Annotated in this window: 13 protein-coding genes; 8 read left to right on the top strand and 5 right to left on the bottom strand. The window is 65.1% G+C overall.

All coding sequences use genetic code 11. The annotated features are described in order from the left end of the window. Window positions 1-7: 7 nt before the first annotated feature. From LOY22_RS12550 to LOY22_RS12520, 7 genes are all read left to right on the top strand, one after another. Entirely contained in the window at window positions 8-493 is a 486-nt protein-coding gene (locus LOY22_RS12550; RefSeq protein WP_093383174.1) for a nitrate reductase cytochrome c-type subunit, read from the top strand. A 9-nt stretch (window positions 494-502) separates the two neighbouring features. After that, complete coding sequence (locus LOY22_RS12545; protein WP_045198838.1) at window positions 503-1,099, top strand: cytochrome c3 family protein; 597 nt, start codon at window positions 503-505, stop codon at window positions 1,097-1,099. A 205-nt stretch (window positions 1,100-1,304) separates the two neighbouring features. Continuing rightward, window positions 1,305-1,904 (top strand): paraquat-inducible protein A, encoded by a 600-nt coding sequence (locus tag LOY22_RS12540; RefSeq protein WP_093383177.1) that lies wholly within the window; start codon window positions 1,305-1,307, stop codon window positions 1,902-1,904. Beyond that, window positions 1,901-2,527: a paraquat-inducible protein A gene (locus LOY22_RS12535; protein WP_045198835.1), complete on the top strand. Its 627-nt coding sequence runs from the start codon at window positions 1,901-1,903 to the stop codon at window positions 2,525-2,527. Before LOY22_RS12540 ends, LOY22_RS12535 begins: the two co-directional genes overlap by 4 nt. Next, complete coding sequence (locus LOY22_RS12530) at window positions 2,520-4,172, top strand: intermembrane transport protein PqiB (RefSeq protein ID WP_258597658.1); 1,653 nt, start codon at window positions 2,520-2,522, stop codon at window positions 4,170-4,172. The genes LOY22_RS12535 and LOY22_RS12530 overlap by 8 nt, the downstream gene beginning before the upstream one ends. A 16-nt stretch (window positions 4,173-4,188) precedes the next feature. Then, entirely contained in the window at window positions 4,189-4,734 is a 546-nt protein-coding gene (locus tag LOY22_RS12525; protein WP_093383183.1) for a membrane integrity-associated transporter subunit PqiC, read from the top strand. 30 nt (window positions 4,735-4,764) lie between these two features. Further along, a complete protein-coding gene (locus LOY22_RS12520) occupies window positions 4,765-5,862 on the top strand; it encodes an AI-2E family transporter (protein ID WP_258597657.1) in 1,098 nt (365 codons plus the stop codon). 2 nt (window positions 5,863-5,864) lie between these two features. Here the strand turns inward: LOY22_RS12520 and LOY22_RS12515 are convergent, their stop codons facing one another. Next, on the bottom strand, window positions 5,865-7,481 hold the full coding sequence (locus LOY22_RS12515; protein ID WP_258597656.1) for a mechanosensitive ion channel family protein: 1,617 nt from the start codon (window positions 7,479-7,481) through the stop codon (window positions 5,865-5,867). A 155-nt stretch (window positions 7,482-7,636) separates the two neighbouring features. On the opposite strand from LOY22_RS12515, the gene LOY22_RS12510 reads away from it, so the two are divergent. Then, the gene (locus LOY22_RS12510) at window positions 7,637-8,533 is read left to right on the top strand and encodes a universal stress protein (protein ID WP_258597655.1); all 897 of its coding nucleotides are present in this window, start codon (window positions 7,637-7,639) and stop codon (window positions 8,531-8,533) included. A 7-nt stretch (window positions 8,534-8,540) separates the two neighbouring features. On the opposite strand, the gene LOY22_RS12505 is transcribed toward LOY22_RS12510, so the two are convergent. The 4 genes from LOY22_RS12505 to LOY22_RS12490 all read right to left on the bottom strand — a co-directional run bounded on the left by LOY22_RS12505 (window position 8,541) and on the right by LOY22_RS12490 (window position 12,805). Further along, on the bottom strand, window positions 8,541-9,362 hold the full coding sequence (locus tag LOY22_RS12505; RefSeq protein ID WP_258597653.1) for a helix-turn-helix transcriptional regulator: 822 nt from the start codon (window positions 9,360-9,362) through the stop codon (window positions 8,541-8,543). A 73-nt stretch (window positions 9,363-9,435) separates the two neighbouring features. Then, window positions 9,436-10,854 (bottom strand): aminotransferase, encoded by a 1,419-nt coding sequence (locus LOY22_RS12500; RefSeq protein ID WP_093383194.1) that lies wholly within the window; start codon window positions 10,852-10,854, stop codon window positions 9,436-9,438. Window positions 10,855-10,886: 32 nt separating this feature from the next. Next, window positions 10,887-11,990 (bottom strand): polyamine ABC transporter substrate-binding protein, encoded by a 1,104-nt coding sequence (locus LOY22_RS12495; RefSeq protein ID WP_258597651.1) that lies wholly within the window; start codon window positions 11,988-11,990, stop codon window positions 10,887-10,889. A gap of 113 nt (window positions 11,991-12,103) precedes the next feature. Next, window positions 12,104-12,805 (bottom strand): NAD(P)H-dependent oxidoreductase, encoded by a 702-nt coding sequence (locus LOY22_RS12490; RefSeq protein WP_045198821.1) that lies wholly within the window; start codon window positions 12,803-12,805, stop codon window positions 12,104-12,106.

Here is a 12,805-nt window from a genome sequence, read left to right as displayed (position 1 = left end):
AACCGTCATGCCCATTCGCAGCCTGCCTTTGCTGCTGTTCGCGGTCATCGGCCTGGTGGTCGCCGCCGAAGTCGACTACCCCCTCGATGCCCCCGGCCCCGATGGCCGGCGCCCGGGCGGCACCCTGACCCAGAGTTTGCCGGCGCCGCCGCTGGCCAACGACGAGAACAAGGACCTCAAGCGCGAACGCAATTACCCCGACCAGCCGCCGACCATCCCCCACACGATTCGCGGCTATCAGGTCGACCTCAACGGCAACAAGTGCCTGTCCTGCCACAGCCGCGCCAACAGTGCGCGCAGCCAGGCGACCATGATCAGCATCACCCACTACATGGACCGTGACGGCCAGGCGTTGGCGGCGGTATCGCCACGGCGCTACTTCTGCACCCAGTGTCATGTGCCGCAAAAAGAGGTGCAGCCACTGGTGGGCAACAGCTTCGAAACCATCGACAAGCTGCTGCAAGACGACGCCAACGCCGCGCAAAAACCCTGAGGAGGCGCCATGCGAGCACTGTTCGGGCTACTCAAGCAATACTGGGGCATTCTCTGGCGGCCCAGTGTCTACTACAGCCTGGGCTTTCTGACCCTCGGCGGGTTCGTCGCCGGGATCATCTTCTGGGGCGGCTTCAACACCGCCCTGGAGGTGACCAACACCGAGAAGTTCTGCACCTCCTGCCATGAGATGCGCGACAACGTCTTTGTCGAACTCAAGGAGACCATTCACTACAGCAACCGCTCCGGGGTACGCGCCAGTTGCCCGGATTGCCATGTACCGCACGAATGGACACACAAGATCGCGCGCAAGATGCAGGCGTCCAAGGAAGTCTGGGGCAAGATTTTCGGCACCATCGACACCCGCGACAAATTCCTCGCGCACCGCCGTGAACTGGCCGAGCACGAATGGGCGCGGCTCAAGGCCAACGATTCGCGCGAATGTCGCAACTGCCACAACTTCGAGTTCATGGATTTCACCCGCCAGAGCAAACGCGCCGCAGCCATGCACTCGACCTCGCTGGCCAGCGGGCAGGCGACCTGTATCGATTGCCACAAGGGCATCGCCCACAAACTGCCGGACATGCGCGGGGTGCCGGGTTGGTAGCCGCTGCACCGGCCTCATCGCGGGTCAAGTCGGGTCGCCGCACCGCCGCTCCTACAGTGGAACTGTGTACACCGGACCTGTGGGAGCGGGCTTGACCCGCGATGAGGCCGGTGCAGCCAACTCCCGCAGTGGGTAAAAAATCCGAAGCCCCGCGCCAGCGCCGACTATATTGAGCTAGTCCCCGCCCGCAGCCAGAGCGCGCGCCATGCTGGATACCCATCAGTTGATCATCTGCGAACATTGCGACTGCGTGTACCAGAAAGTCAGCCTCGGCAAACATCAGAAGGCCCTGTGTCAGTGCTGCGGCGCGGTGCTGCAGCGCTATAACGGCCTGAGCGTGCAGCAACGCCTGGCCCTGAGCGTCACCGCGTTGATCCTCTGGGTGTTCGCCAATTTCTACCCGATCATGAGCATCAGCCTCAAAGGCCTGCACAACAGCGCCACCCTGTGGGACTCGGTGCGGGCCCTGGCCAATGGGCCGATCACCTTTATCGCCCTGGTGGCGGCGATTTCGATCATCATCGCCCCGGTGTTCCAGTTGCTGCTGTTGATCTGGGTGCTCGGCTTTGCCCTGGCCGGCGGCCGCGCCCCGGGCTTCAGCCTGTGCATGCGCTGGCTGGAAACCCTGCGCCCGTGGAGCATGCTCGAAGTCTGCCTGCTCGGCGCCATGGTCGCGGTGTTCAAGCTGGCCGGCATGCTCGATGTGCTGCCGGGCATCGGCCTGCTGGCACTGGCGGCCCTGAGCCTGTTGATTCTGCGCATCGCCGGGCGCGACATCCGCGAGCTCTGGGACGTGCTGCCATGAGCCGCCCACCGCGCGCCGCCGAGCTCAACCTGGTGCTCTGCCATGCCTGCGGCATGGCCTGCGACAACACTCATCAGCCGCACGAATGCGAACGCTGCGGCGCGCCGCTGCATGCGCACAAGCCCGATTCGCTGACCCGCACCTGGGCCTACCTGGTCGCCTCGCTGGTGCTCTATATCCCCGCCAACCTGCTGCCGGTAATGAACACCACGCTGTTCGGCAGCGGCGCCGACAGTACCATCATGAGCGGCGTCATGGAGTTCTGGGAGCATGGCGCCTGGGACATCGCCCTGATCATCTTCATCGCCAGCATCGCCGTGCCGGCGACCAAGTTCGTTGCCCTGGCCCTGCTGCTGATCACCGTGCAGCGCCGCAGCACCTGGGCGCAGACGCAACGGGCGCGCCTGTACCGCTTCGTCGAGCTGATCGGCTACTGGTCGATGCTCGATGTGCTGGTGGTCGCCCTGGTGGCGGCGCTGGTCAAGTTTCAGGCCCTGGGCGATATCGAACCGCGCCCGGGCATTCTGTTCTTCGGCATGGTGGTGGTGCTGACCATGCTTGCGGCAATGAGCTTCGACCCTAGACTGATCTGGCAGCACGACAAGGAGCAGGCCGATGACTGATACCCGCCAAGACAGCCCCCAACCCGGCCAGCCCGGGGTCAAGACCCGGCGCTTCAGCATCTCGCTGGTGTGGATCGTGCCGCTGGTGGCGGTGCTGGTGGGCTTGTCGCTGGTGGTCCATAACGTCATGCAGCAAGGCCCGACCATCGAGATCACCTTCAAGACCGGCCAGGGCCTGGAGGCCAACAAGACCGCGGTCAAGTACCGCAACGTGGTGATCGGCCAGGTCACCGCAGTGGAGTTGAGCAAGGACCAGAAGAGCGTCACCGCCACGGTCAAGCTGGTCAAGCAGGCCGACAATTTTACCCGCGAGGACTCCAAGTTCTGGGTAGTGCGCGCGCGCATCGGCGCCGGCGGCGTGTCGGGCATCGACACCCTGCTGTCCGGCGACTTCATCGGCGCCGATTCCGGCGAATCTCACACCCGCGCCAAGGCCTTCGTCGGCCTCGAATCGCCGCCGCCGATCACCTACGGCGAGCCCGGCAAGCGCTTTTTCCTGCACGCCAGCGACCTCGGCTCGCTGGGGGTCGGTTCGCCGGTCTACTACCGCAAGATCCCGGTCGGCCAGGTGGTCGCCTATAACCTCGACGAGAACGGCAAAGGGGTGAGTATCGAGGTGTTCATCAACTCGCCCAGCGATGCCTTCGTCACCGACAACACGCGGTTCTGGAACGCCAGCGGCGTCGATGTCGAGGTCGGCGCCAACGGCTTTGCCTTTCGTACCGAATCGCTGTCGTCGGTGATTGTCGGCGGCATTGCCTTTCGCGCCCCCGACTACAGCCCCGATGACCAGGTGGCCGCCGAAGACCGCCAGTTCGAACTGTTCGACGACCGCGCCCGAGCCCTGGCGCCGCCGCATGGCAAGGCGCAGTACCTGAGCCTGCGTTTCGACCAGGCGCTGCGCGGCCTCAAGGTCGGAGCGCCGGTGGAGTTCCTCGGCGTCGAGATCGGCTCGGTGGTGTCGGTCAACCTCGATTTCGACGTCGACAAGCGTACCTTCCCGGTCAATGTCGGCATCGTCATCTACCCGCAGCGCCTGGGCCGCGCCCACACCAAGCTGCTCAAGGCGCTGAACCACGACCCCGACGACGAAAAAGCCGCCGCGCAGTTGCTCGGCACCTTCGTCGACAACGGCCTGCGTGCCCAGGCGCGCAGCGGCAACCTGCTCACCGGGCAGTTGTACATCGCCCTGGATTTCGACCCCAAGGCGCCGAAAGTGGTGTTCGACCCGAGCGCCCGGCCGATTACCATCCCCACCGTACCGGGTAGCCTGGAGCAACTGCAGGAGCAGTTCCAGGCCATGGTCGAGAAGCTCAACCGCCTGCCGATCGAGCGCATCGCCAACAACCTCGACGCCAACCTGGTGGAACTGCGCAAGGGCCTGCAGCAGTTCAACAGCCGTACCTTGCCGGGCGTCCAGGGCACCTTGCAGGAGGTCAGCAAGACCCTGCAGTCGGCCAACTCGACCCTGGCCGAGGATTCGCCGCAACGCGAGCAACTGACCCAGACCCTCGACGAGCTGGGGCGCATGTCGCGCTCGCTCCGGGAGCTGGCCGACTACCTGGGGCGCAACCCCGAGTCGCTGCTGCGCGGCCGACCCAAGGATGCACCCGCTGACGCATTGAAACCTTCGTCGCGCAACTGACCGCAGGAGCACACCCATGGCGCATGCCTTCAAGATTGCCGTGTTGAGCCTGGCCTTGGTGCTGGCCGCTTGCCGCAGCGACCCGATCCACTACCACACGCTGATCCCGCAACAGCCGGCGGCGGCCAGCAGTGCCGATGTGCTACTGGAACAGGTCAGCGTGCCGCCGCAGGTCGATCGCCCGCAGGTGGTGATTCGTCAGGGCAACAGCAGCCTGGCGATCCTTGAGACCGAATGGTGGGGCGCAAGCCTCGCCGACGAGCTGCGCAACGCCCTGGTCAACCAGTTCGCCAGCAGCAGCGCCCAGCCACGCCTGGGCCTGCGCGTGGAAGTCCAGCGCTTTGACTCGGTGCCTGGGCAGTACGCCCTGTTCGATGCCCGCTGGCGTCTGCGGGCCGCCAACGGCGGCGCGGCGCTCAACTGTCGCAGCGTGATCCAGACCCCGGCAGGCGCCAGCATCGACGCGCTGGTGCTGGCCCACCAGCAGAACCTCAAGCGCTTCACCGAACTGGTCAGCCAGGCGGCCAGCGGCGGCGCCAGTCGCTGCCCGGCGCTGCGCTAAAGCGCCGATTGCCCGCCCAAGGAGACGCCGATGGCCAACAACCGCCCCCTGCACCTGGGTACCGCCCGCGAACTGCTGGATGTGCTGATCCGCGCTGGCCTGATCGCGGTGCTGGTGATGTTCTGCTTCGAGATCTTCCGGCCGTTTTTGAGCCTGATGCTCTGGGCGGTGATCCTGGCGATCACCCTCTACCCGCTCAACCAGCGCCTGGGCAGCTGGCTGGGTGGCCGCCCTGGCTGGGCCGCGGTGGTGCTGGTGATTATCGGCCTGGCCTGCCTGATCGGGCCGTTGAGCCTGCTCGGCACCTCGGTGGCCGACACCGTGCAGCAAGGCATCCACGGCTTCGAGGACCAGCGCATCGAAATCCCGCCGCCGCCGGACAACGTGCGTGACTGGCCGCTGATCGGCGCACCGCTGTACGGTATCTGGGCCCATGCCAGCAGCGACCTGAGCTGGGCGTTGTCGCAGGTGGCCCCGCACCTCAAGGGCGTGAGCAAGACCTTGCTGACGCAACTGGCCGGGATCGGCTCGGGCATCCTGGTGTTCGTGGTTGCCCTGGTGGTCGCCGGGGTGATCATGGCCAAGGGCGACAATGGTCAGCGCACCGCCGAGGCCATTGCCATGCGCATTTCCGGGCCACAGCGCGGCGAGCAACTGGCCGCGCTGTGCACCGCGACCATTCGCGCCGTGGCCCAGGGCGTGGTTGGCATCGCCTTCGTGCAGATGCTGCTGGTGGGCATCGGCCTGGTGGTCATGGGCGTGCCCGCGGCCGGGGTGCTGGCGCTACTGGTGTTGCTGCTGGGCATCACCCAGCTGCCGGTGCTGCTGGTGACCTTGCCGGTGGTGATCTATGTGTTTGCCCATGACGGAGTCAGTGCCAGCACGGTGATCTTCGCCATCTGGACCCTGCTCGCCGGGCTGTGCGACAACGTCCTCAAGCCGCTGCTGCTGGGCCGCGGGGTTGCCGTGCCGATGCCGGTAGTGCTGATCGGCGCGCTCGGCGGCATGTTGACCAACGGCATCATCGGCCTGTTCATCGGCCCGGTGGTGCTGGCCGTGGGTTACGAGCTGTTCATGAGCTGGGTGGCGCAGCCGCTGGCCGCCGACAGCCCGGCCGAAGAGCCCTGAGTTCAGGGCGCCCCGGGCGGCTGCGCCGGGGCGCTGTACCACTGCGCCGGGGGCACCGACTTGGGCTGTTGCGGGTCGCCCAGGTAATGCGGCGACATGATCTGCACGCCGTACTCGTTGAACACGTCCTGGATATGCCCGTGCAGTTCGCTGAGCAGCACCGCCCGCGGCCGGGGCTGGCTGGGAATGGCCTGGGCCACCAGGCGGTACTCGGGATAGAAGTCCGACAGGGCGGTCTGGAACACCTGCGGCAACGGTTGCTCGAGGATGCCATTGGTACGCCGCGCCGCCTCCAGCAGCATCGCCTCGACTTGTCGCCAGGGCGTGTCGTAGCCAATGGTCACGGTGGTGTCGACCACATAGCCCTCGCCCTCGACGATCCGCGAGTAGTTCTTGGTCACGCTGGCAGTGATCAACGAATTGGGCAGCGTCAGCACTTCACCCAGGCCAGTGCGGATGCGGGTGGTGAACATGCCAAGCTCGGTGACCGTGCCCTCGTACTCACCGATGCGCACGAATTCGCCAGGACGCAAAGTGCGCGTGTAGGTCAGGATCAGCCCGGCAGCGGCCTGGCCGACGACGCTGGTGGCGCCCAGGGAAATCATCAGGCCGATCAATACCGACAAGCCCTTGAACGCGTCGGTACCCGCACCAGGCAGGTATGGGTAGGCCATGGCCAGGGCGAACAACCAGATCGCCAGGGCAGTCAGGCGCGTGGTCGGGGCCAGGGTTTCCTGGTTGAGCCAGCTCAGGGTACCCGGCACCGCCAGGCGGCGCAGCAAGCGGCGGCTGAAAGCGACCGCGCCACGGGCAATGAAAAAAATCGCCAGGGCCACCACCAGCCCCGGCACCGCGCTGATCATGCCTTCGAGCAGGTAGCGCAGCAGCTCCAGCAAGTATTCATTGAGGCGCTCGCCCCATGGCCGGGTATAGGGAAAGCGCGACAGGACAAAACCCAGCCATTCATAACTGAGCAAGGCGATCAGCAACCAGCGCGCGCTCTCCAGCACCCGGCGTATCAAGGTGTAGAAGAAATTCGCCTCGATCACCGGCGTCTGCCCCACGCTCAGGGTCCGCGCGTGACGGCGCATCAGCCGCGGCAGGCGCGCTTGCAGCTTGCCTCTGGTAAACGCGATAGCCCACAACAGCGCCAGGTACAGCGCGGTGGCCAGCGCTGCTGCCAGCCCCGCGCGTGCCAGCCGTTGCAGGTTACGCGCCTCGCGCTGCTCGCCCACGGCCTGGCGCAGGTTGGCCGCGGCCTGCTCGGCGGCCTCGCGCACCGTGCCCTGGCTCAGCGGGTCAATGTCGCGGCTGGAGACAATGAACGCACGTTTGTCGCCCAGCAGCACCAGGTAGCTGGACTGCACCGGGTCGAGGCTGACCTGCGGGTCGGGGCTGTCGTCCAGGGTTTCGCCGATCACCGTGCGGGCGCGCTTGACCCGCAACTGCGGGGTTTCGCCCAGCACCGTCGCGCGAAACAGCATGATGCTGCGGTTGAACACCTTCAGCTCCACCGGCTCGGCGCTGGCCGCCGCCGCGCCTGGCTCCTGGGCCCAGGTCAGGGCGCCCAGCAGCAACCCGCCAATCAGCAGCCACGCCTTGAGTACCGCATTGCTCATGCCCTCACCCTCGCCCGCCCGGTCCTGTAGCGCAGCCTAGACCAGCGCGGACCGCTTGTCAGATAGCCCGCCCCGGAGCCTGCGGGCGCCCCGCTGCGATGGACTAGACTTCAAGCACCGGGGGGCTGGCAACACAACGCTACCGGAGGTACCCCATGAGCCAGTACCAACGCCTGTTCCTGATGGTAGGTTCCGACCTGCGCCACACCCCGGCGCTGGAGCGCGCCGCTGCCCTGGCCCTCGCCACCGGCGCCACCTTGCATATCTGCGCCTTTGTCGACGAAATCGATACCCTCGGGCTCATGAGCGGTGACGAACACCGCCTCGATACGCTGATGCAGAACAACCGCCAGTGGCTGGCCGATGAAGCGACCTTGCTGCACGAAAACGGTATTCGCGTCAGTACCGAGGTGATTCTCGCCCGCGACGTGCTGCAAACGGCCCTGGCGCAAGTGGCCGAAATCACCCCCGACCTGCTGATCAAGGACGTACAGCACGAGCCGCTGCTCAAGCGCCTGGTGGTCGCGCCGCTGGACTGGCAACTGCTGCGCGAATGCCCGTGCCCGGTGCACCTGGTCAGCGAGGTGCACTGCCCGCTGCCGCGCATCGTGATTGCCGCGGTCGACCCGACCCACCCCGAACACCCCCACGACGATCTTAACGAAAGCGTGATCAACGCCGCCGCCGACCTGGCCCGCCAGTGCAACGCCGAACTGCACCTGTTGCACGTATGCGACAGCGCCCACACCCACATGGCCGACTTCGGCGCCGGCACCGTGACCATGCCGGGCTTTGGCAGTGACGTGCGCAAGTCGATCCACAAGGCTTTCGAGCAAATGGCCGCGCGCCATGGCGTACCGGTTGAGCGCCAGCACTTTTTGTCGGCGCCGATCACCCGCAGCATCGCCGAGTTCATCGCCCACAGCCGCGCCGACGTGCTGGTGATGGGCAACCACCCGCGCAAACTGCTCGAACGCCTGACCGGCAGCACCACCGAGCATGTGCTGGAACAGCGCTTGTGCAATGTTTTGGCGATCAGGGGGGCAGCGTGAGACAGCCTCAGCCTAGGCGCAGCCAGTCGATAAAACGCGCAAACAGTTCGGACTGGGAGTTGATCTCAAGCTTCAGGTAGAGGTTCTTGCGGTGCATGCGCACGGTTTCTGGCGATATGCCCATTTCGCCGGCGGTGGACTTCACCGAGTGGCCGCGCAGGATCATCTGCGCCACCTGCCGTTCACGCTCGGTCAGTTTGTTGCAGCCGAAGCTGTCGAAGGCGGCCTGGACGCTGCCCTGGCTGGCCGCTTCACTGCCGGGCTCAAGGCCATGCTGGGCAAAGCGGCGGATCAGTTCGCGGACCATCGGCTCGACCGCCTGCAACACATGCAGTTGTTCGACGCTCAGGCTGCTGCCACCACAGCCCTGGAACAGGCTCAGGGATATTTTGCTGTGCGGGTCGATGTCGACGATGTAGTAGCTGTCTTCGCTGCAGCCGGTGCCCAGGTAGTAGGCTTTGTAGTAGTCGCTGTCGAAGAAGTGGTCCGGGGCGATGTCCTGCAGGTGGTAAAAACCCTGGGCCAGGCCTTTTTCTACCGCCAGGCAGAACGGGTCGAGCAGGTAGCCGGCGGTAAAGTAACGGTTGAGGATGGCGTCGCGGTGACGCTCGGGAATGCCCTGCTGGTACAACAGTTGCGGTGGCTGGCCCTGGCGCTCGAGGCTGATCATCATCGACTCGACCGCCACCAGTTGGCTCAGGGCGGCGGCGAGGCTTGCCAGGGCGTCGGCCTCGCCGCTGCGGGCAATGGCATGCTGCAGCGCCGCATGCCATTGCTGCAGGGCTGAGAACGACAGGCAGATCGGGGTGTCGGCAGTGGCTCGGGTCATGCCCGGCAGTCTAACCCGCCGGGGGGCTGCGATGCAGCCCATCGCCGGCAAGGCCGGCTCCCGCAAGGGCTTGTCATGCACCCGCGTACAACCCTTCGCGGCGCAGTTCTTCAGCGGTTTCGATGATGCACTGGCGCAGGGTTTCAACGATCTCGTCGACCTGCGCGCGGGTGATGATCAGCGGCGGCGACATCACGTTCAGGTGCATGATCGGCCGCACCAGCAAGCCTTTGGCCTGGGCCCGGCGGTGGATGCGCTCGCCGATGTTCACTTCATCGGCAAACAGCGCCTTGCTGCGCTTGTCGGCGACGAACTCGACGCAGGCCATCAGCTTCATGCAGCGCACCTCGCCGACCAGCGGCAGCCCGGCCAGGCTCTGCAGGCGCTGTTCCAGATAACCACCCACCTCATCGACATGGGCCAGAAGCTGCTCGCGCTCGATGATTTCGATGTTCTTCAGCGCCGCCGTGCAGCACACCGGATGGCCGCTGTAGGTAAAGCCATGGGTGAAGCAGCGGCCCTTGCCCGGCTCGGCGATGACCTTCCAGATGCGCGCCGAGAAGATGCACGCGCCCAGCGGCAGGTACGCCGAAGTCAGGCCCTTGGCGGTGGTGATGATGTCCGGCTGCACGCCGAACAGCGCCTCGCTGGCGAAGAATTTGCCCAGGCGGCCAAATGAAGTCACCACCTCGTCGGCCACGAAGAGGATGTCGTAGGTCTGGCACACCTGCCACATGCGCAGGAAGTAGTCCTTGGGCGGGATGATCACCCCGCCCGAGCCCATGATCGGCTCGGCAAAGAACGCCGCGACGTTGTCGGCGCCGAGCGAGAGGATCTTGTCTTCGAACTCGGCCACCAGAAAGTCGAGAAACTCTGCTTCGTCCATGTCATCCGGCGCCCGGTAGGGGTTGGGGTTGGAGACGTGGTGGATCAGCTCGTTGGCATAGTCGAACTCGGGCACGCGGTCGGCGGCCTTGTTGCCGATCGACATGGTCAGGCAGGTCGAGCCGTGGTAGGCGTTGTAACGGGCGATCACGTGCTTTTTATCCGGCTTGCCACGGCAGTTCTGGTAGTACTGGATCAGCCGGTAGGCGGTATCGACCGCGGTCGAGCCACCGGTGGTGAGGAACACGTGATCGAGATCGCCCGGGGCCAGGCTGGCCAGTTTTGCGCAAAGCTCGATGGCGACGTTGTTGGCCATGTCCGAAAACGGGTTGGAATAGGCCAGCTGGCGTACCTGGTCGGCGATGGCCAGGGCCATTTCTTCGCGGCCCAGGCCGATGTTGGTGCACCACATGCCGCCGACAGCGTCGAGAAAGCGGTTGCCCTCGGTGTCGTAGATATAGGCGCCCTCGCCTTCGACGATGTTCAGCGCGCCTTGCTCGGCATGCTCGTCGAACACGTGGTATCCGTGCATGTAGTGGGCTTTGTCGGCGGCCACCAGGGCATCGTTGGCAGCATTTGTTGGCAAGGCTTGGTTTGGCGTGGCCATGGCAGTGTCCTTGGCGAAGGGAAATTGAAATGTCAGCTACCGGTCTTGACCGTGCTCCAGACCCGGGTGATGGCGCGCATGTCCTTGCCGCTCTGGGTTTTCTGCGCGAACAGGCGCTGGCGGGTGGCGGCGTCCGGGTAGATCGCCGGGTCGTCGCGAATCTCGGCCTGCACCAAGGGCGTGGCAGCGGCGTTGCTGTTGGCGTAGTGGATGTAGTTGCTGACCTTGGCGATGTTCTGCGGCTGCAGGAGGAATTCGATGAAACGGTGGGCGTTGGCCGGGTGCGGCGCGTCGCTGGGCAGGTAAAGGTTGTCGAACCAGATCAGCGAGCCTTCCTGCGGGATGAAGAACGACAGCTTGATGTTGTTCTTCGCCTCCTCGGCCCGCGCCTGGGCGGTGGCGTAGTCGCCGGACCAGGTCAATGCCAGGCAGGTATCACCGTTGGGCAGGCTGGTCAGGTAGTTGACCGAGTCGAATTTGTTGATGAACGGCCGCACGCCGAGCAGCAACTGCTGGGCCGCCTTGAGGTCATCGGCGCTGGCGCTGTTGGGGTCGCGCCCCAGGTACTTGAGGGCCAGCGGGATGACTTCGCTGGGTGCATCCATCAAGGTCACGCCGCAGTCGGCGAAGCGCGAGACGATCTTCGGGTCGAACAGCATGGCCAGCGAGCCGATGGGCGCATCGGGCATGCGTGCCTTGATCTTGTCGACGTTGTAGGTCACCCCCGAGCTGCCCCAGGTGTAGGGCGCCGAATACGCAAGGCCCGGGTCGTAGCCTTGCAGGGTGCTGAGCACCTGCGGGTCGAGGTTGTTCCAGCTGGGCAGCTGTTTTTTGTCCAGCGGCTGGAATACCCGGGCCTTGATCAGCGGCGGCACCAGGGAGGCGTTGAGCACCACCAGGTCGTAGCCCGAGCGCCCGGTCAGCAGTTTGGTCTGCACCGTTTCGTAGCCGTCGAAGGTGTCGTAGATGACCTTGATGCCGGTGGCTTGTTCAAAGTCGGCGAGGGTCGTTTCGCCGATGTAGTCCGTCCAGTTGTACAGCCTGAGTGTGTTGCCCGCCCCGTCGTCGGCGGCAAGGGCCGCCGCTGCCAGCGGCGCGAGCAACAGACTGGAAATCACCTTCAGTGTCTTTCGCATAGCCACTCCGTCGTGTCACCAGATCTGCTCGGTGTGAGCCGACGGAGTTACTATCGCGGGAGCCGTTGATGGCGACCATACCCCGAATGGGTAGGTGTCGTTTTTATCGCGGGTCAAGCCAACGGATACAACGCCTCATCAAACTGCGCCAGGCGCGGAAACACCAGCGGCTGGTCATCGGACAGATGCTCCAGGCGTTGCTGATAGCTGCGCAAAAAGTCCTTGCGCGCCTCGTCGCTGATATACGGCACGTGCCAGGCCACGAACGGCTCCAGCACCTCGAAGCCGACGTAGGCCAGGGTGCCGCGCAGGATCGGTCGCAGCATGTCCTCCAGCGGCCCGTGAATCGCCCCTTCGCCGAACATGTGCTCGCGCCCGCCGAGGGTCACGGTGACCAGCGCCTTCTTGCCCGCCAGCCCGCCCTGGTCATAAAAGCGCTTGCCGCCGTAGCACACCCCGGACACCAGCACGCGGTCGATCCAGCCCTTGAGCATGGCCGGTGCCGAGAACCAGAAGATCGGGAAGTTCAGCACCACAAGGTCCGCCCACAGCAGCTTGTCGAGCTCCTGCTGGATGTCGGCGGCAATCGACTGACTTTTGACTCCCAGGCGCTGCTCCAGGGCATACACCAGGTAATCGGGGTTCTCGCGGCTGACGAAGTCAGCGGCGCTGGCCACCGGGTTCCAGTTCATCGCATACAGGTCGCTGACCTGCACCTGGTGACCCTGGGCGGTGAAGGTTGCAACGGCCTGGTCGCGCAGGGCGGCAGTGAAGGATTGCGGCTCGGGGTGAGCGTGAACGATCAGTACATTCAT

This window comes from Pseudomonas sp. B21-035, from assembly GCF_024748945.1.
GTDB lineage: Bacteria > Pseudomonadota > Gammaproteobacteria > Pseudomonadales > Pseudomonadaceae > Aquipseudomonas.
Note: the sequence above shows the minus strand (reverse complement) of the source record. Positions and strands in the feature narration are given on the sequence as shown.